At 52.1% G+C, this 18,274-nt stretch carries 14 protein-coding genes and 1 pseudogene; 1 reads left to right on the plus strand and 14 read right to left on the minus strand.

Features of this window, described 5'->3' with window-relative positions; genetic code table 11:
* Positions 1 to 90: 90 nt before the first annotated feature.
* The 14 genes and pseudogenes from MMG03_RS07475 to MMG03_RS07535 all read right to left on the minus strand — a co-directional run bounded on the left by MMG03_RS07475 (position 91) and on the right by MMG03_RS07535 (position 16,409).
* The gene (locus MMG03_RS07475) at positions 91 to 3,204 is read right to left on the minus strand and encodes a GH116 family glycosyl hydrolase (protein ID WP_406600063.1); all 3,114 of its coding nucleotides are present in this window, start codon (positions 3,202 to 3,204) and stop codon (positions 91 to 93) included.
* A gap of 234 nt (positions 3,205 to 3,438) precedes the next feature.
* Positions 3,439 to 4,866 (minus strand): NADH-quinone oxidoreductase subunit N, encoded by a 1,428-nt coding sequence (locus tag MMG03_RS07480; RefSeq protein ID WP_073158233.1) that lies wholly within the window; start codon positions 4,864 to 4,866, stop codon positions 3,439 to 3,441.
* 1 nt (position 4,867) lies between these two features.
* Positions 4,868 to 6,409 carry a NuoM family protein gene (locus MMG03_RS07485; RefSeq protein WP_249505997.1) on the minus strand — a complete coding sequence of 514 codons (1,542 nt, stop codon included), beginning with the start codon at positions 6,407 to 6,409 and terminating at the stop codon, positions 4,868 to 4,870.
* A gap of 12 nt (positions 6,410 to 6,421) precedes the next feature.
* Entirely contained in the window at positions 6,422 to 8,377 is a 1,956-nt protein-coding gene (gene nuoL / locus MMG03_RS07490; protein ID WP_073158239.1) for an NADH-quinone oxidoreductase subunit L, read from the minus strand.
* On the minus strand, positions 8,370 to 8,675 hold the full coding sequence (nuoK, locus tag MMG03_RS07495) for an NADH-quinone oxidoreductase subunit NuoK (protein WP_073158242.1): 306 nt from the start codon (positions 8,673 to 8,675) through the stop codon (positions 8,370 to 8,372). Before nuoK ends, nuoL begins: the two co-directional genes overlap by 8 nt.
* Positions 8,672 to 9,268 (minus strand): NADH-quinone oxidoreductase subunit J, encoded by a 597-nt coding sequence (locus MMG03_RS07500; protein ID WP_083538125.1) that lies wholly within the window; start codon positions 9,266 to 9,268, stop codon positions 8,672 to 8,674. The genes nuoK and MMG03_RS07500 overlap by 4 nt, the downstream gene beginning before the upstream one ends.
* The gene (locus tag MMG03_RS07505; protein ID WP_073158244.1) at positions 9,268 to 9,741 is read right to left on the minus strand and encodes a 4Fe-4S binding protein; all 474 of its coding nucleotides are present in this window, start codon (positions 9,739 to 9,741) and stop codon (positions 9,268 to 9,270) included. Before MMG03_RS07505 ends, MMG03_RS07500 begins: the two co-directional genes overlap by 1 nt.
* 12 nt (positions 9,742 to 9,753) lie before the next feature.
* Complete coding sequence (locus MMG03_RS07510) at positions 9,754 to 10,872, minus strand: complex I subunit 1 family protein (RefSeq protein WP_073234971.1); 1,119 nt, start codon at positions 10,870 to 10,872, stop codon at positions 9,754 to 9,756.
* 14 nt (positions 10,873 to 10,886) lie between these two features.
* On the minus strand, positions 10,887 to 12,029 hold the full coding sequence (locus tag MMG03_RS07515) for an NADH-quinone oxidoreductase subunit D (protein ID WP_073158250.1): 1,143 nt from the start codon (positions 12,027 to 12,029) through the stop codon (positions 10,887 to 10,889).
* Complete coding sequence (locus MMG03_RS16080; protein ID WP_346348707.1) at positions 12,026 to 12,685, minus strand: NADH-quinone oxidoreductase subunit C; 660 nt, start codon at positions 12,683 to 12,685, stop codon at positions 12,026 to 12,028. Before MMG03_RS16080 ends, MMG03_RS07515 begins: the two co-directional genes overlap by 4 nt.
* A gap of 117 nt (positions 12,686 to 12,802) precedes the next feature.
* Positions 12,803 to 13,285: pseudogene (locus MMG03_RS16085) on the minus strand (NADH-quinone oxidoreductase subunit B); the annotation flags it as partial.
* Positions 13,276 to 13,656, minus strand: coding sequence for an NADH-quinone oxidoreductase subunit A (locus MMG03_RS07525; protein ID WP_073158255.1), 381 nt, complete (start codon positions 13,654 to 13,656; stop codon positions 13,276 to 13,278). The pseudogene MMG03_RS16085 and the gene MMG03_RS07525, both read right to left, overlap by 10 nt.
* Positions 13,657 to 13,668: 12 nt before the next feature.
* Positions 13,669 to 14,262 carry a hypothetical protein gene (locus tag MMG03_RS07530; RefSeq protein WP_073158258.1) on the minus strand — a complete coding sequence of 198 codons (594 nt, stop codon included), beginning with the start codon at positions 14,260 to 14,262 and terminating at the stop codon, positions 13,669 to 13,671.
* A complete protein-coding gene (locus tag MMG03_RS07535; RefSeq protein WP_249505998.1) occupies positions 14,259 to 16,409 on the minus strand; it encodes a bifunctional (p)ppGpp synthetase/guanosine-3',5'-bis(diphosphate) 3'-pyrophosphohydrolase in 2,151 nt (716 codons plus the stop codon). Before MMG03_RS07535 ends, MMG03_RS07530 begins: the two co-directional genes overlap by 4 nt.
* Before the next feature lie 297 nt (positions 16,410 to 16,706).
* On the opposite strand from MMG03_RS07535, the gene MMG03_RS07540 reads away from it, so the two are divergent.
* Positions 16,707 to 18,251, plus strand: a complete 1,545-nt coding sequence (locus tag MMG03_RS07540) for a hypothetical protein (protein ID WP_249505999.1) — start codon at positions 16,707 to 16,709, stop codon at positions 18,249 to 18,251.
* Positions 18,252 to 18,274: the final 23 nt, after the last annotated feature.

The raw sequence follows: 18,274 nt of genomic DNA on the forward strand, positions 1-18,274 counted from the left end.
CCGGCCTAGCCGGTAGTTTTCTTTATACAAAAAAGAAGCGCCTGAAACCAGACGCTTCTTGAATTTCCTTTAGGAAAAATGGGCTTACTCTTACTTGTACAGCAGAGCGAAAACCATGCCCGGACGGAAGTACTTACCGGCGGTGTACTTCAGAGCGGTGCTGTGCATGAGGGTGAACAGCTTTTCTGCGTCAACCTTTGCATCCTTGGCGATGGCGCCGTAAGCCTTGGTGAAGGCGGCCACGTTGCGGGGGAGCTTGGGGCTGATGCGAGAGTCGGCGAGGAGAGCGCCCTTAGCGAGGAGAGCCTTGTGCATCTTGTCTGCAGCGGCCTGAGACAAACCGAAGTTTGCGACCAGGGCGGCAGCGTGGAGGCGGCAAGAACCGTTAAAGCCTTCCGGTGCTGCAAAGGGAACCTTTGCTTCGTCGTAGAGGTTACGGGTCATGGAATCGCCAAGGTCAGCGGCTTCCTTCACGAGGCCGTGCATCATGCAAGCGGTCATGACGCTGTACTGAATACCGATCCAAACGTCGTGAGCCTGGAAGTTGAATTCATCCAGCGGGCTGCCATCCTTGTGAACAAGGTTTGCGGCACCGATCAGCGGGCTGTTTGCCTTGTAGTTGGTGTTGAAGACCTTCAGGAGGTTCTTCTTGGCCTTGTTTGCATCGCAGATGGGCTTCAGGTCCAGCATGCGCAGGTAGGTGTCTGCCAGGAGGGTGTCAACAAAAACGTCGTCGCAATCGTTAGCAACCTTCTTTTCCCAAGAGGCGTTGAAGGCTTCCTTGCACTGAGCGGTGAGCCATGCCTTCTTGAGGCCGCGGAGTTCGGACTTGGAAAGTTCGACGTCAGACGGAATTTCGCCAGAATTCAGCCAGGTATTGATTGCTGCAACGCCAGCCTTGGGGCATTCGGGCAGTTCAATGGATTCCTTGACAGCTTCACGAAGTTCTGCATACTTTTCGGTATTGATGTCCTTCAGTTCCATGGGGGTAACGAAGAAGTGGTAGTAACCGCCCTTTTCGTCCCACAGGGCTTCGTCGAATTCCTTGTTTGCAAGGGTGGACTTTTCGTTCCACTTGGCAGCCTGTTCCTTGTCGCCCAGGAGTTCTGCAATCTTTGCTGCAGCACGGAGGCCAGCAATCCAGAGAGAACCGCAGTAAACGGAAATACCATGAGAGCTGAGGTTGTCGAAGGTATCGTCGGTACCGTGAGTCAGCGGGAAGTTTTCGCCTTCATTCACCATCTTTTCAAGATATTCCATGGCGGCGTAGACAGCTTCCTTACAGTCGGCCAGGCACTGCATGTCCTGAGTCTTGTGGAAGTGACGGAGTACCATCAAAACGTACTTGGGAGCCAGATCCTTCCATTCCTTCACGTTGTGCCAGTCGTAGGCATCCGGTTCTGCATCGAAGGGGCTACCCAGGTCATGAATCACGGCGCCGCGAACAGCGCGGGGGCCTTCCAGCTTCGGATCCGGAAGATCGGCGAAGGGCAGGTTCACGTATTCGTGATGACGACGGCGGTTTTCGTTAACAGCGAGAATGGCGTCACCGAAACGCTTCATCACAACACCGTCCAGGCGGGGCATGAGAGCCAGCAGGCTGAAGCTGCCGTAGAAGTAAACGTCCAGAGAGTTGAAGAAGGGATAGTCTGCACATTCGCGAATCAGGAAGCGGTCGTCCTTGTCCCAAACGGTGGCTTCGGCCAGGAAGCTGAGGGTGTTGATGGCGAGGCTCTTGAATTCAACCTGCTTCTTGGCTTCCTTGTAGATCTTAGCGACCTTGGCCTTGGGAACCAGAGCTTCGAATGCCTTGAGACGTGCGTCGAAAGTCTTGTCTGCTGCCAGGGCTTCTTCCAGGATAGCGCCTACGCGGCCGAATGCTTCGGGGTAGAAGGCGGTGTACTTCTTCTGGCTGGTGAGCTTTACAAGCTTGATTTCGGGGAAGTCCAGAACGGTGTTGAACTGGAAGGAAACCTTCTGCTTGGGCTTGAGAACGACGGTCACGGCGATGGCGCCTGCGATAGTTTCACGACCGCTGTAGACGTTCTTCACGAAAGTGTTGGAGAGACGACCGCTCTGGAGTGCTGCCTTAACGGTAGCGGCTGCGTCGTCCTGATAGAACATGGGCTTCACGGAAACGTTCAGGTTGTCCTTCTTGTTCCATGCCACAGAGATGCCCATGCAGCCGTTGAAATCGCTAGCGGGCTGTTGTTCTTCGTTGTAGAATTCGATACCGCGAACCTGGCGACCATCGGCAACTTCCTTGTCGAACTGAACGGCCTTGGGATTCTTGGCCATGGGAACCAGGACGAAGCTGGAGTCCTGAACACCCTGACGATCCTTACGGGCATAGTAGCCGCAGAGGCTGTCCTGCACCTGGACCAAAGTCACTTCACGAGTTTCCTTGGTGGTGTTTTCCAGAGTGAACACGGTTGCGCTAACCGGCAGGCTGGAGAGGCGTTCATCACCCGGAGTCACGTAGCTAGACTGGGTCTTGGTAATCTGGACGCCCTTGCCTTCGTACTTGGTTTCGCTAACGGGGTAGAGTGCGGTGTACTGCATCTTGGATGCATCGTAACCTTCCTGACCCAGGAAAGTGGTATCGTCTGCCCATGCGGCAGTCAATGCGCCCTGACGAGCGATCTTTTCGCCAACAACGCCATCGAAGAAGTCGATAACCACTGCGCGGTTCACTTCTTCAACCTTTGCGCCCTTCTTGGAAAGAATTGCAGCGGTGCGGTCGCTCCATTGGATGTGCCAGCGTTCGAAAGCGGCGGAGTTGTTGTTCAGGAATTCCTTGTCAGAAAGAATCTTGTTCAGCTTGGATTCTGCCTTCTTCTGGTCGGCCAGGTCGGCTGCGGTGAAGAGGGCTGCACCCTTGGCGTCAACCAGGGCGAACTTGCCCAGGTAGGTGGTGAATGCTGCAAAGTTGTGGATGGCCAGAGCGGCCTTGTCGCTGATGACTGCTTCACGGAAGAAGAAGTTGTTGAAGCGGAGGTCGGAAGCCTTTTCGGTGCGAACCTGAACACCCGGCATCACGTTCATTACGGGAGTGGTGCCTGCGGGAGTTGCAGTAAAGGTGGAACCAATGCCGCCCACTGCGATACCGGTGGTAGACGGAGTGGTAGAAAGCGGGGTATACCAGGGCTGGATGAATTCCACGGCGAGACCCGGGGTCATAAGCTTCTGGACGGAACCGGCCATCTTGGCGCCGGCAAGGTATTCTTTAGTGCTCATATAGATTTCCATTGAATGGAGGGTTAAAATTTTTTCAAAAATAAAAATAGCATTTTTAAAACCGCAGACCATAAGGAAAGCGACGAAAGTGTTTACAACTGTTCATAGTGTTTGAACGTTTTGACTGCGAAATAAAAAAACGAACCAAAAAAAAGGCCCCTAGATTTTCTAGGAGCCTTTTCATCATGTTCTCTTTTCAGGTTAGAATGTAAAACCTGCGAACACATTATTACTGATGAAGGGCAACACACCAATGAGGATTACGGTCGCTGTCAGGGCGATGATCACCCAGCGCTGACGCTTGGTCATACGGAGGGGGCTCAGGTTATCGTCGGCTTCATCTGCCCAGGCACTCTTGATGACCTGCAGGTAGTAGAACAAAGCAAGAACGTTGTTCAAAACGGCGAACACTACAATGCCATAATGGCCGGTAGATGCACCGCTAAAGAACAGGTGGAACTTGCCGAAGAAACCTGCAAGGGGAGGAATGCCTGCCAGGCTAAACATGGCTACCGCCAGGGCTACCGCCAGGGGGGTATTCTGCTTGGAGAGACCGCGGAGGCTGTCGAAGTTTTCTTCGCGGTAGTGTCCGATGATGGCGAAAACGAAGAATGCCAGGTAGTTTGCGACGGTGTAGACAAACAGGTAGTAGATGATGGCTGTCTTTGCCAATTCTCCGTTACCCAGCAAGGCGACCATGATGTAACCGGCCTGGGCGATGGAACTGTATGCCATGAAGCGACGGAGGCGAGTCTGCTTTAGGGCTCCCAGGTTTCCTACAAACAGGGTGATTCCTGCAAGCAGGGCGATGAGGGGGGCAATCTGTTCGCGGATCGGAGCCAGGGGGCCATACACCAGCACCACCAGGAATGCGATTGCTGTTGCCTTGGAGGTTACGGAAAGCACCGCGGTAACGGGGGTGGGGGCGCCTTCGTAAACATCGGGGGCCCAGGTGTAGAAGGGGAACAGGGTCAGCTTGAAGCCGATGCCGCAGAATAGGAACAGCACGGCGATCCAAAGCAATGCGTTGGGTGTGCTTGCTGCGCTCTGGATGGCGTCAAAGCGGATGTTTCCTGCAAAACCGTACAAGTAGCTGAATCCGAAGAGCTCAAAGGCTGTTGCCACGGAACCCATCAGGATGTACTTGGTTGCGGCTTCGGATCCGAACTGGTCGCGTTTATTCCATGCGGTCAAGGCATACATGGGGATGGTTGCGATTTCGAGACCCAGGAAGAATGTGAGCAAGTCGCTGGCGGAAATAACCGTGATTCCACCGAAAGTGGCAAAGACGATGGTTCCAATGAACTCAGCCAGCTGGCGCATGGCCGGTTTGCCGTCTCCACCATGATCGAAGTAATCCTTGGAAAGCCATACCCCGAGAATGGCGCTGAGTACCAGTACTTCACGCATGAGGGTGCCGAAATCATCCACACGCCAGTTGCTGATGAAGAACTTTGCGCTTGCCAGGGGGATGGTGTTCAGCAGGATGAAAATCAGAACCAGGCCGATGTTGGCAACGCGCCAGGGAATCTTGGAATTTTCATTGACGAACAATCTGCTACCGATGACGAGGAAGGGGAGCAGCAAAAGCAACAAGTCGGGAATAACGTAATTCGGAATGTAAGTCATGTTAACCTCCAATTCCTGCGGTGGATGCGCTAGAAGCTGCTGCAGAGATCTTTGCAAAGATGGGGGCGATGCTCTGGTCCAGCATGTTTGAAATCCAACCCGGGAAAATACCGATCAGCAGGAGGCATGCCACCAGAACGATGATAACCAGCTTTTCGCGGAAGCATCCGTCGGTAAGGGTTTCGTACTTGGCGGGCATATTGCCGTGAAGCATACGGTTTGCGGTCTGTAGAATGTACACTGCAGTGGTTGTAATGGAGAGGATTGCAAGGATGGTCACGATGCGGGTGAGGGTAGATTCCTGGGCAAAAGCTCCAATAAAGATGGTGCTTTCGGCGACAAATCCGCTAAAGCCCGGAAGGCCGAGACCTGCAAAACCGGCGATTACGAAACCCACGCCCAGGAAGGGCATCTTACGCATGATGCCGCCCATCTGGGTGATGTCGCGGGTGTGAGTGCGTTCGTAAATCATACCGATAGTGGCGAAGAACAGACCTGTCAGGAAACCATGGGAAATCATCTGGAGGGCTGCACCGCGGAGACCCACGGGAGTGATGGCGGCAAGGCCCAGGAAGATAAGACCCAGATGGCTAATGGAACTGTAGGCGGTAATGTACTTCAGATCCTTGTGGCGGAGGGCGATGAAAGGCCCAAGAACCACGTTGAAAATCAGGAAGGCAACAACCCACGGGAGCCAAATCTTGGCGGCTTCGGGCATCAGGAACATGGCGATGCGAAGGCAACCATAGGCACCCATCTTCATCATGACGCCTGCAGCAAGCATAGAAACCGCGGTAGGTGCGCTGGCGTGGCCGTCGGGACTCCAGAAGTGGAAGGGGAACAAAGAGGAACTGACGGCGAAACCCATGAACATGAGGGGGAAGGCCCACATCTGGAAATCCATAGGAATCGTAATCTTGGAAAGTTCCATGATGCTCCAGCTATTGATTCCGCTTTCAAAGTAGAGACCGAACAGCGTTGCCAGAATCATGGAGGAACCGAATGCAAGGGTAAGGGTCAGTTTCTTACCACCGTAATCCTTGCGACCGGAACCATAACCTGCGATCATCAGATACATGCACAGGGCTTCCATTTCGTAGAAGACGAAGAACAGAATCAGGTCCATGCTCATGAACACGCCGTAGACGCTGGTGGCCAGCATCTGGATCAAGGCGAAGAACACCTTCTGGTTGCCCTTGATTTCCCAGCTGACAAATACACCGGCCCATACGATGACAGCGGTGAGCAACAGCAGGAACATATTCAGACCGTCGGCGCCAACCATATAGTGGGCGTTGAAGGCTGTTATCCAGGGAATGTCCGTGAAAAACTGAAGCAGGAGCGGAGCCGTTGCTTCATTGGCGGGGGTGCCGCTCAGCATATAGAGACGATAGGTCAGATAACCCACCAGCAACAACACCAGCGTGGCGGAGGTGCCGTGGATGCCCTTGATCAGTTTTGCCTTTGCCGAAGGAATCGGAGCACAGACAAGAACTGTGAAAAGGGGAACAAGCCAAATCAGGTTAAAAAGTAAAGTATCCATGCTTAAACCTGCTTAGAAGGGGAGATTCCCGATGAAACGCCAAATGATAATGCCCACGATCAGTGTGCCCACGTAGAAAGTCAGGTTGCCGCTCTGGGCGGTACGAACCAGATTTCCCAACTTGTGTACGAACCAGACGGCGAATGCGACCAGACCTTCGATAACCACGTCCTGAATTCCACGAGCGATTTTTGCGATGCCACCAATGACGAACTGGCGGACGACGCAGTAATACATTTCGTCGAAGTAGAACTTGTGATAGATGGTCTTGTAGATTCCGCAGCGGTTGGTGTCATCCAGGGCCCGTTCAATTTTAGCCTTGGGACTTGCATAAAGGAACCAGGCAATCAACAGGGCGAGAACAGCAACGCCAATGGCGACAACAGGAATCCAATGAGCCTCGGGGAGTAAGACCAGTTGAGGAACACGGAGCTTGCCCGGCACAAAGAAATGTTCGAACAGACCCTTTGCTGCAAAACCGCTAGCCAGAGCAGGGATTGCAAGGATTGCGATAGGCAAGGTCATGGCGAAGTCTTCGTGAACGTGGCCTTCTGCAACGGAGTGGCAACGGGGCTTACCGTGGAATGCCAGGAAGAACAGACGGAACATGTAGAAGGTGGTGAGACCGCTGGTGAGCAAGGCCAAACCGAACACTACATAATGATGACCCTGGAATGCCGCCAGAATGATTTCGTCCTTGGAGAAGAAACCGGAGAAGGGCGGAATACCGGAAATGGCCAAAATGGAAATCAGGGCGCAGATGTAGGTGATGGGCATCTTCTTGCGGAGACCACCCATGGCATCCAGATCATTGGTATGAACTTGATGAATCAAGCTACCAGCAATCAGGAACAAACTGCACTTGAAGAAGGCGTGAGTAAAGATATGGAAGGTGGAGGCTGTCCAACCGGTTACGATGACGGCATCGCCAATCTTACAGGCTCCGAGAGAGAACATCATATAGCCCAGCTGACTCAGGGTAGAGTAGGCGAGGATACGCTTGATATCCTTCTGGGTGCAGGCGATTACAGCGGCAAATACCATAGTGAATGCGCCAACCCACATAATCAAGGTAAGTGCATCGCCGCAGGCGGCGAAGAAGGGGAACAGGCGTGCTACCAGATAGACACCTGCCACCACCATGGTTGCACTATGGATGATGGAGGATACCGGGGTCGGACCTTCCATGGCATTGGGCAGCCAGATGTGCATGGGGAACATGGCAGACTTGCCCCAGCCACCAGTAAAGATCATGATGGAACCAAGAATCAGGGCGTCTGCCTGGGAAATGCTCATGATGCCCAGGTTTATGACCTGCTTCTTGAATGCAATGAGGGAAATGCTGTTGATGTTGGCGAAGTCAAAGGTCTGCAGAACATAGCTGACCAACACGATGCCGAACAGGAAGAAACTGTCAGCGAAGCGGGTGAGGATGAAGGCCTGCTTGGAGGCGCTTACTGCAGAAGGCTTGTGATACCAGAAACCGATCAGAAGGTAGCTTGATACACCCACCAGTTCCCAGAAGATGAACATCTGGAATAGGTTGGTGGCGGCAACCAGGCCCAGCATGCTAAAGCTGAACAGCGAAAGCAGCGCAAAGAAACGTCCTTCGGCGCGGTCGCCACGCATATAGCCTACGCTGTAGATATTGACCATGAAGGCGATAAAGGTAACCACCACCAGCATCATGATGCTGAGAGGGTCTACCAGAAGGCCTATGTTGGCCACGAAGGTTTCTGCAAACTTCAGGAACGGAAGTTCGAAAAGAATTGCCTTCTGGGGAGCGTATCCGGAACTGAAGTAGCTTATGGCCAGGGACAGAGCCGAAGCGAATGCGATGCCGTTGCAGATAATTGCAAAGATTGCTGCACCCTTGGCTGATTTACGTCCCAGGAAGATACCGTTTACCACAAAAGTGAGAAGCGGCATCAAGAAGATAAGATAGCTGATGGAAACGTCGTTAATCATGGAGGTCCCTCAACTGTTCAACGTCAAGACTCTTGTAGCGGCGATACATACTGACTACAATGGCAAGGGCGATTGCCATTTCGCAGGCCGTTACGGCAATGACGAAAATGCTAAACAGGGCGCCCGCCGTAGCGTCACTAGCTGTGAAATAGGCGAACGAGATAAAGTTGATGTTTGCTGCGTTGAGCATGAGTTCAATGGAAATCAGCATACCCACCAGGTGACGACGGTGCATAAGGCCCCAGACGCCAATGCCAAACAGCAAAAATGCGAGGATTAGGCAGTTCATCAAAGTCATTTTTGAACCTCCTTGTTTCCCTTCATGTCTTCCTTGCCCTTGCGAGCTATGGTGATGGAACAGATCAAGGTCATCAAGAGTAAAATGCTTACAACTTCAAAAGGTATGACGAATCCGTCTGCGCCGTAACTCAAAAGCCGTAAGGCAAAGGCGTTCAGCGAAGCGAATCCTTCGGGTGCGCTAGGCGTAGAAACTGTCAGTTCCTTAACAGGCAAGATCATCTTGACCATTACGGCAACAAAGGCGATAGCCAGTGCGAATGCCGCAAAGGTGCGAGGCATCTTAGCCTTGAAGGAATCTTCTCCCAAGTGGCTTGTAAGCAAGATGGTGAATACGACGAAAATCACCACGCCGCCCACGTAAACCATGATCTGGGCCAAGGCGATGAATTCCGCATGGAGCAACATGTAAAGGATTGCTGTACCCACAAAGGAGAAAATGAGGAATACGGCACTTTGCAGTATGTTTCGTACGGCAACAGTCAACAGTGCGGTAAACAGCATGATGGCTGCAACCACATAGAATGCAATGTCCATGCCGCCGAGGGGGAAGGCCTGAGACAGTGCAGGAAGTATCTGGGAAATGTTAGGCATTAACCTTGTCCCTCCTTCTTGTTCAAGATCATTTCCAGCGTGCTGGGGTCTGTGGTAGCCACTTCAAATTCCTGGCACATGCGGATTGCGCCAAAGGGGCAGGCTTCTACGCAGAGACCGCACTGGGTGCAGCTGGCAAAATGATAGACGTAACGGCCCAGCACTTTCTTGCCGGCGATGTTCTTCGTGGGAAGAACGTTGATGCTTGCGTTGGGGCAGGCACGTTCGCACATGCCGCAAGCGGTGCAGTGGTTGTTTCCTTCGGCGTCTTCGACCATCTGGAGACGGCCGCGGTAACGTTCGTGCATCTTCAAAGTCTTGCGGTTTTCGGGGTACTGTTCCGTAACAATACGCTTGGGGTTGAAGAAGTACTTGAGGGTAACGGACAAACCGCACATCAGACTCCAGGGACCCGTAATGCAGCGCTTCAAGTAGCGCTTGAAATACTGTTTTGCAGTTATTCTTTCAGCCATTATAAAATCCTCTTAGAACAACGCGATGTAGATTGCGCCTGCTACCAGTACCAACAAGTTTACCGGCAGCAGGAACTTCCATTCGAAACTCATCAACTGGTCTACACGGGGGCGCACAAAAGTCCAGCGGACCATCATGTAGCACCAGATCATAAAGTAGACCTTTGCAAAGAACCAGATAACACCGGGAACCATGTTCAGGTAGGTGTCTACGGCAGCGACTCCGATGCAGGGTGCGTGGAAACCTCCCAGGAAGCAGGTGGTGGCCAGTGCGGAGTTGGTGACGAGGGCAATGTATTCTGCCAGGTAGAACATGGCGAAGGGGGTGCCTGTGTATTCCGTGTGGTAACCGCCGGTCAATTCCTGTTCCGCTTCGGCAATGTCAAACGGCGCGCGGTTCATTTCTGCAGTACTGGAAATGAAGAACAGGATAAAGGCGATAAAGCCAAGTACAGGAACCTTGAAAATCATCCAGTCAAGAACGGTACCGCTCTGGCTCTGGGTGATATCCATCAGGTTGGTCGATCCGGAAAACATCACCACGAAAAGCAGAATCATGGCGAAGGAAATTTCATAGCTGATCATCTGGGCGCCGCTACGGAGGGCTCCGAGCAGGGAGTACTTGTTGTTACTGGACCAGCCGCCCAGCAAGATGCCGAGAACGCCAAATCCGTTGACTGCGATAATCAGGGGAATGCCCATATCTACATCGGCAACCACCAGGGTGGGGCCAAAGGGAATAAGGGCTGCTACCATGAAAGGGGCTATCAGCACGATCAGCGGGGCCATGTAGTACATGACTTTGTCAACGCCACCGGGGTTGTACACTTCCTTAAAGAGCATCTTCAGAACGTCGGCGATGGTCTGGATGGTGCCGTGCCAGCCAAGGCGCATGGGGCCAAGACGGCATTGCACATGGGCGCAAACCTTACGTTCCATATAGATGAGGATGGGGGCGGAACCGATGTTTACGGCGCAAACTGCAATGACGCAGATGACTGCGTTTACCAGGAAGGCTACGATCGTGTTCAGTGTGTCGGACTGGATGGCTGCCGGCAGGTATTCTGCAAGCTTCGGCACCCATTCGCGAACAACATCGCCAATTGGATTTGTGATAGAGGGTACGAACATAAAAGTCAAACTCCTTATCTGTCAATTTCCGGAATCACCGGGTCCAGAGTTGCCATGATGGTTACCAAGTCGGAAACCGTGTGACCTTGCACCATCTTGTTCAATGCTGCAATATGGGGGAAGCTGGGGCCGCGGGTATGAATACGATAGGGCTTGTCGCTGGCTGTTTCTGCAACCACATAGGTGGCGTAGAGACCCTTCGCGGTTTCAACTTCGCTGTAGAAACGACCGACGGGAAGCTTCACCGGCTTTTCCTTGGAACGCCAGGGACCTTCTGTGGGGAACTTGTCGATGCACTGACGGAGGATTCGCATAGATTCGTGGATTTCAGCAATGCGAACGTTGTAGCGGTCATAGCAGTCGCCATTGGTTGTGGTGGGTACGTCAAATTCCAGCTGATTGTAGATGCTGTAGGGATTTGCCTTACGCACGTCGAAGTCAACGCCGCTGGCGCGAAGTACGGGGCCTGAACATCCGTAGGCAATTGCGTCTTCCCTTGAAAGTACGCCAATACCGATGGAACGTTCCTGCACAATGATGTTCTTGGAAAGGAAACGTTCGTAGTCCCGCATGGCACCGACCAGATGATCCAGGAATGCCTTGACGCGAGGAATGAAATTTTCGGGGACGTCGAAACGGCTTCCGCCGGGGCGGAAGTAGTTTGTGGTCAAGCGGGAACCGGTGACTTCTTCAAGAATGTCATGAATCATTTCACGTTCCTTAAAGCCGAACAGCAAGCAGGTCTGTCCGCCAAGGTCGCCGCCAAAGCAGCCGAAGAACACCAGATGACTTGCGATACGTCCAAGTTCGCAGAGCATGACGCGGATGTATTCCTGTCTTTCGGGAACGCCGATGTTCATGCCTTTTTCCAAAGCAAGAACTACGCCAAGATTGTTCTGGATGGCGGTCAGGTAGTCCTGACGGTCAGACATACCGATGTACTGCAGGTAAGTCATGGACTCAGCCTGCTTTTCCATACCGCGGTGGATGTAACCGAAGTGGGGAACGACTTCAATGATGGTTTCGCCATCCATTCGAAGGGCCAGACGCAAGGCACCGTGAGTACTGGGGTGCTGGGGGCCCATGTTCACGAAGAATTCTTCGGTGTTAGATTCTCGGGTGATCTTGAATCCCGGGGGGAGCTGTGTTACACTCATACGGGCCTCTTAATCATATCGGGGTGAGTAAAGTCCTTACGGAGGGGGTAGCCCACAAAATCCTTGTCCAGGAAGATGCGGCGAAGATCTTGATGACCTGTAAATTCTATGCCGAACATGTCGAAGACTTCACGTTCCTTGACCTCGGCGGCGGGGTACAGGTGGCTGACGGTAGGAACCTTGGCGAGCAATGCGGTGGCTCGCTTTTCTGCGGCGACATTTTCGTCCTTCTTAAGCTGTGTGCAGAAGAACAACTTGTGTCCGTGTTCCATGCTGCGGAGCATGGTAATCAAGTCAAAATGATCGCTGTAGTCGGCGGCGGTTACGTCAATTAGGTAATCCATCTTGAACGAGGCGTCTTTCTTTACGAATTCAACCGCTGCAAGGTAGTCGTTGGAATCGACTAGAACTTCCAGGGGAGTGTCTGCGGTCATATTCTGGACCGTCGTTTCCACGGAATCTTCTCCAGCGGTGCGGACGGTAATTGACGGAAATTTTTCCTGCAGTTTCTTCAACATTTCTGCCTGGGAAAGACCGCGGGTTGCAACAGGTTCACGTACAATTTCGGGGAAGGTTTCCTTTACGACGCGAACAGGCTTGAAGGCGCTCTTGTAGTCCGGATTCTCTTCCTTGAACTTGACGCGGGCTTCGGCCATTTCTTCGTCCTTGATTTTTTCAAGTTCGGCCCAGGCCTTGGCGGCTTCGCGGTAACGGTCAAAATTGGCTGTATCCTTGGTTTCACCCTCGTGCCAGGGGTCGCGGCAGGTTTCCTTGAGGATTTTTTCGCGGAGGGTCAGCAGACCATGGAAAAGTGCTTCGGGACGGGGCGGGCAACCGGGAACGAATACGTCTACGGGAATAAGGTTTTCGGCTCCGCGAACGACGGAATAGTTGTCGTACTTGAAGGGGCCACCGCTAATAGTGCAGGCTCCCATGGCAAGCACATACTTGGGGCCCGGCATCTGTTCCCACAGCATCTGCAGGGCGGGGGCCATGCGACGGGTAATGGTTCCCGCAATAATGAACAAGTCTGCCTGACGGGGAGATGCTCGGAACACTTCGGAACCGAAACGTGCAATATCATAGCGGGCCATGGAACTGCTCATCATTTCGATGGCGCAGCAGCTGGTGCCGTAAGTCAGGGGCCAAATGGAATTGGCACGGGCCCAGTTGACCACATAGTCAACCGCATTCACGACGTACTTGCCGCCGGGAATGGGGTCCAGAATCTTAGGAGCAAAGTTGATTATTCCCATTTGAGAAGTCCTTTTTTCCAGGCGTAGGCAAGGCCAGAAACAAGAATGGCGAGGAAGATTACCAAGTCAATTACAACAACGATGGGGGAGAGGGCTGTATGCCCTGCCATGATTTCCTTGAAGTTCGCCATGACAGGAAGCAGGAACAGCGCTTCGATGTCAAAAACAAGGAAAAGGAGGGCAAACAGATAGTAGCCCACCTTGAACTGAATTCGAGCATTGCCGATGGTTTCCATACCGCATTCGTAGGGAGCCATCTTGTTTTTTGTTTTCTTGGTGCGGTAACCTAGCAATAGGCCTGTCACGGTAGCGGCCGCGGCGATAAACGCTCCCAAAAAAAGGAAAATGGATAGAATTACATATTCTGACATTTCTCGCGCCTCTTAATAGAAGTTCTGCAGTTCCTGTACGGTTCCGAAGAGTGTGTTGCCGATCTGGAATCGGTCTAGGACGTGCTTGAGCAAATCCTTGAATTCATCAATGGTGGCTGCATTCATTTCGTTCAACTTTTCTTGAATAGCGTTGACGTAACCATAACCCACCGGCTTGGTTTTCAAATCCTGCATTTCGCCTGCCCATTGTTGAAGCATCTGGTCTGTCTCGATTCTTGCAATCACGTAACGTGTCGTCGACAAGAGCTCTCGCAAAAAGTGTACCAAGAAGATTTCTTCTTGCAAAATACCCCAACGCTTGTCCTTGCTATAGAGGGAGGCGTTTTCGGCTTTGCCGTAAAAAACTGCTGCCTGGGCATATTCAAGGCACGTCACAAGACGATGCTCGAAATGCTTGGTCTCGTGACCAAGATGCTGAAACCAGATGGCATCGGCAACCGGGTTTGGTTCTTTGCGTTCGGCCACTTCGTTTGGGAACATGGCTCTGAAGGCGTAGTATACTTCTTCGTAGTAACGATTGCGCATTCGGCAGTTGAATGCACGGTTCTTCAATGTATAGTCGCTGTGGTGGAGGGTTGTAATCATGATTTAACCACCTGGCGTACGCCTGGAATTTTCTTGATGTTTGAAATAAGGTTGTCGACCTGTTCCTTGCGGTATGCCTTGAATACGAGACGAACCCTGCCGGAATAATTGACACCGGCAGAGGAAATCCGATCCATAAACAGATTCTCGTCTTTCAGGGCTTTCAGCACATCGTAGGTAAAGTTCTTGCGGTTGTCGTTTTCGATGGACAAGTGAACTTCGAAGGCATGGGTTGACTGCTCGCTCCACTGCACGGCGATCTGCTGACCATCGGTCAGTTTCTTTAGTTCGGGGCAATCTTCGTTGTGGACTTCGATACCGATCTGGGGGCGTAGGACACCGACAATCTTGTCACCGGGAACAGGGGCGCAACACTTGGCGAAGTGGATCATCAAACTGGTTTCGCGCCCGATCTGCAGCGGCATTTCGTCGCGGTATTCGGCCTTCTTGTCCTTGTTGAACGAGGGGAAGAACTTCAGAGCCTTTGCAGAATCGTTGCTGTTCTGGGCGCGGTCGCCGTTGAGGAATCTCTGGATGTCTACCAGGGGCAGTTCACCTTGGCCGATTCGTTCGTAGAAGTCGTCGACGCTTGTGGTCCCGAAATATTTGTTGATGGCTTCTTCTGCAGGACGTTTGTCCTTTTCAATTTTTGCAAGACGCAGTTCTCGAATCCAGATTTCCTTGCCCAAGTCCTTGGACTGCTGGATCATGCTGTTTCGCATCCAGCGACGCAGTTCCTGCTTGGCCTTTACGGTCTTGACCATTTCGAGCCATTCGGGGCTGGGTTCCTGGTGGGGGCTCTTCAAAATCTGGATGGTGGCTCCATGGGTGACCACGGTGTCAAGATTTACCACTTCATCGTTGATTTTTGCGCCAATGCAGTGGAGACCCAGTTCCGTGTGTACGGCAAAGGCGAAGTCAAGGACAATGGCACCCTGGGGCAGTTCTATGGATGTACCCTTGGGGGTGAATACGGTCATGCCGCTAGGTTTCAAGTCAACCTTCAGGAAGTCCAGGTATTCCTTGGAGTCGGAAATCTCGGACTGGAGCTTCACCATGTGGTTCAACCAGGCCAGCTCTTCACCTTCGTGCTGGGTTTCCAGTTTGTAGGCCCAGTGTGCGGCAAAACCCTTTTCTGCCGTAAGGTCCATATCCTTGGTTCGAATCTGGACTTCGACCATCTTGTTGTCGGGGCCGATAACCGTGGTATGGATACTCTGGTAAAGGTTGGGCTTGGGGGTGGCGATGTAATCCTTGAAGCGGCTCTGCAGCGGAGTCCACAGGTTATGGACGTAGCCTAGGGCCAGGTAGCATTCGGGGATGGACTCCACGATGATGCGGATTGCGAAAATGTCGAAAATATCTTCGAACTGGCAGCCGCGACTGAGCATCTTGTTGTAGATACTGTAGATGTTCTTGGTGCGTCCCTGGATGGTACAGTCGAAATCTTCCAGGGCCATCTTGATCTGGAGCGGGCCAATCACGGACTGGATGTACTGTTCGCGGGATTCCTTGTTCTCGATAAGAGCGTCTACCAGTTTTTGGTATTCGTCGGGGTTCACGTACTTGAAACTCAGGTCTTCAAGTTCGTTTTTAAGCTTGTAGAGACCGAATCTGTGGGTCAGCGGAATGTAGATGTCCAGGGTTTCCTGGGCAATCAGCTGGCGCTTTTCGGGCTTCATGTACCGCATGGTTCGCATGTTGTGGATACGGTCCGCGATCTTGATCATGATGACGCGGGGATCCTTGGCCATGGCGATAATCAGCTTTCGGTAAGTCTCTGCCTTCTGGGCAGTCTTGTTGGCTTCCTGGGCTGCTGTAATCTTTGTGACGGCGTCCACCATGAATGCGGTGTCTTCGCCGAACATTTCGGCAAGTTCTTCCAGGGAATGATCCGTATCTTCGACGACGTCGTGCAACAGGCCTGCCAAAACGGTGGGCTGGTCCTGCTTAAGGTCCGCAAGAATCTTGGCCACTTCGTAGGGGTGCTCGGTGTAGGGCATGCCGCTCTTGCGGTACTGTCCTTCGTGAGCTTGGGCGATAAAGGCAACAGCCTTAGACAGAATCCCACGATCTAGGTCGGGATTCTTTCTAATCAGCACATCAATAATGTGCTCTTGGTTAGATGAAAGATTCAGTTGATCCATTACCCTCAATTATATCTAAAAAAGGGGGTGTCGTGTTGTACAGATTGTGAAATAAGCGAAAAATAAGGGCTTTGGGGTTTTCATGCTAAAAATCCAAAAAGGAACTTTTCAAGAGACGTAAAACGTTTGACCCTAAAAAACAAATTTTGTAAAGCACGGTAGGGGCGTTTTTCCCGGAAAAAATGTTGTAGTGTCTAACAACGTTAATCGTGGACAAAATGTGATTCTTGTCACGTTTGAGATTATATTGTATGGGCCTCGATCTCAAATGGTTGAGAAGAGGGATTGGATGGGTTTATGAAAACAAGAAAAATGCTGGCAGTTTCTGCCATAGCTGTTTTGGGGCTGTTCTCTGCGAATGGCTGTTCTGATGATAAAAGCAATGGTCTTGGACCAGAGGGAGACGTCAATGGGGTTGTCTCCAGTGAAAGCCTATTGGGGCCGGAAAGCTCCGAGTCGGTGTTGCAGGATCCCGTAGGTGGAGAGGCCCTGAGTTCTGAGCAAGAGGAAGTTCCTAATCTGGAGGGGGAAAGTAGCTCTTCCGTCAATCCGGAAAGTTCCGTTTCAGAATTGCCTTTAAGTTCTGCAGATTCCGCGGAAAGCGAGGTGCTGTCTTCCAGTTCAGAAGTCGCAGAGATTTCTAGTTCCAGCGCGATAGTGGAGGCCGCCCCTGCTTTCAAGGAAGACTACCGAGATGAGTGCTCGATTAGTGAAATTCCTACTAGCGTCAACAATGCAAAACTTCCGGACCCGTTCACCACTTTGGCTGGAACACGAATTTCTTCCAAGGACGAATGGAAGTGCCGTCGTGAAGAAATTGGCGCCATGTACGAAAAGATCATGTACGGCGATAAACCTCGTAATCCCGAAAAAGTGGAAGGCAAACTTGCAGGAAGCACCTTTACCGTGACCGTGACCGACAAGGGTAAGTCGGCTTCCTTCGCTGTAACCATCAATGGCGCAGGCACCAAGGATAACCCGAAGCCCGCCATGATCGGCTTTGGCGGTGGCTTTATGGGTAACACTTGCGGTAGCCTGGGTGGCTCCCTCTCTGGTCTTGACATTGCTCAGATTATCTTCAACCCCGATAATGTTGCTCCTGAAAGCCAGCGTGGTAGCGGTAAGTTCTACGACATTTATGGATCCAACGCTAGCACTGGCACCATCATGGCATGGGCATGGGGTGTGAGCCGCCTGATTGACGCTCTGGAAAAAACTCCGGAAGCTGGCATCGATGTAAAGCATCTTGGCATTACCGGATGTTCCCGCTGGGGCAAGGGCTCTCTTGCTGTTGGCGCCTTTGATACCCGTATTGCCTTGACCATTCCCCAGGAATCCGGTTCCGGTGGCGCTTCTCTTTGGCGTGTAGGCGCTCAGGTTAACAAGCAGAAGGGCAAACAGTTTGTACAGGGCCTGAATAGTGCGGGCTCAGAAGGCAACTGGATGAAGACAACCTTCAAGAACTACGACGGAAAGGAAAACACCTTGCCCTTTGACCAGCATATGCTGGTGGCTATGGTGGCGCCTCGTCCCTTGCTGATTATCGACAACGCAGGCCAGGAATGGCTTGGAGAAGTTCCTTCCAACTATTGCGGCCAGGCTTCCAAGGAAGTCTTTGACGCATTGGGCGTAAGCGAAAATTACACCTATTCCCAGGAAGGCGGTCACGCCCACTGTTCCTTGCCCAACGGACAGTTTGACGAAGTCAAGGATTTCATCAATAAGTTCCTGCTGGAAAAGGATGGAATCAAGACTGGTAAGATTGACTACACCAAGAATTCTGAGCAGATTAAGTGGAATAAGTCCGATTGGATTGACTGGACTACTCCGACGCTCCGATAATTGATTGCGCAAATATGAAAAAG

Origin of the sequence: Fibrobacter sp. HC4 (genome assembly GCF_023373925.1) — a bacterium.
Lineage (GTDB): Bacteria > Fibrobacterota > Fibrobacteria > Fibrobacterales > Fibrobacteraceae > Fibrobacter.

Coding starts and splice junctions, on each gene's coding strand:
- MMG03_RS07480 (WP_073158233.1), bottom strand. CDS start 4,866: ATGACTTACATTCCGAATTACGTTATTCCCGACTTGTTGCTTTTGCTG.
- MMG03_RS07525 (WP_073158255.1), bottom strand. CDS start 13,656: ATGTCAGAATATGTAATTCTATCCATTTTCCTTTTTTTGGGAGCGTTT.
- MMG03_RS07510 (WP_073234971.1), bottom strand. CDS start 10,872: ATGTTCGTACCCTCTATCACAAATCCAATTGGCGATGTTGTTCGCGAA.
- MMG03_RS07500 (WP_083538125.1), bottom strand. CDS start 9,268: ATGCCTAACATTTCCCAGATACTTCCTGCACTGTCTCAGGCCTTCCCC.
- MMG03_RS07530 (WP_073158258.1), bottom strand. CDS start 14,262: ATGATTACAACCCTCCACCACAGCGACTATACATTGAAGAACCGTGCA.
- MMG03_RS07475 (WP_406600063.1), bottom strand. CDS start 3,204: ATGGCCGGTTCCGTCCAGAAGCTTATGACCCCGGGTCTCGCCGTGGAA.
- MMG03_RS07515 (WP_073158250.1), bottom strand. CDS start 12,029: ATGAGTGTAACACAGCTCCCCCCGGGATTCAAGATCACCCGAGAATCT.
- MMG03_RS07540 (WP_249505999.1), top strand. CDS start 16,707: ATGAAAACAAGAAAAATGCTGGCAGTTTCTGCCATAGCTGTTTTGGGG.
- MMG03_RS16080 (WP_346348707.1), bottom strand. CDS start 12,685: ATGGCCGAAGCCCGCGTCAAGTTCAAGGAAGAGAATCCGGACTACAAG.
- nuoK (WP_073158242.1), bottom strand. CDS start 8,675: ATGACTTTGATGAACTGCCTAATCCTCGCATTTTTGCTGTTTGGCATT.
- MMG03_RS07535 (WP_249505998.1), bottom strand. CDS start 16,409: ATGGATCAACTGAATCTTTCATCTAACCAAGAGCACATTATTGATGTG.
- MMG03_RS07505 (WP_073158244.1), bottom strand. CDS start 9,741: ATGGCTGAAAGAATAACTGCAAAACAGTATTTCAAGCGCTACTTGAAG.
- MMG03_RS07485 (WP_249505997.1), bottom strand. CDS start 6,409: ATGGATACTTTACTTTTTAACCTGATTTGGCTTGTTCCCCTTTTCACA.
- nuoL (WP_073158239.1), bottom strand. CDS start 8,377: ATGATTAACGACGTTTCCATCAGCTATCTTATCTTCTTGATGCCGCTT.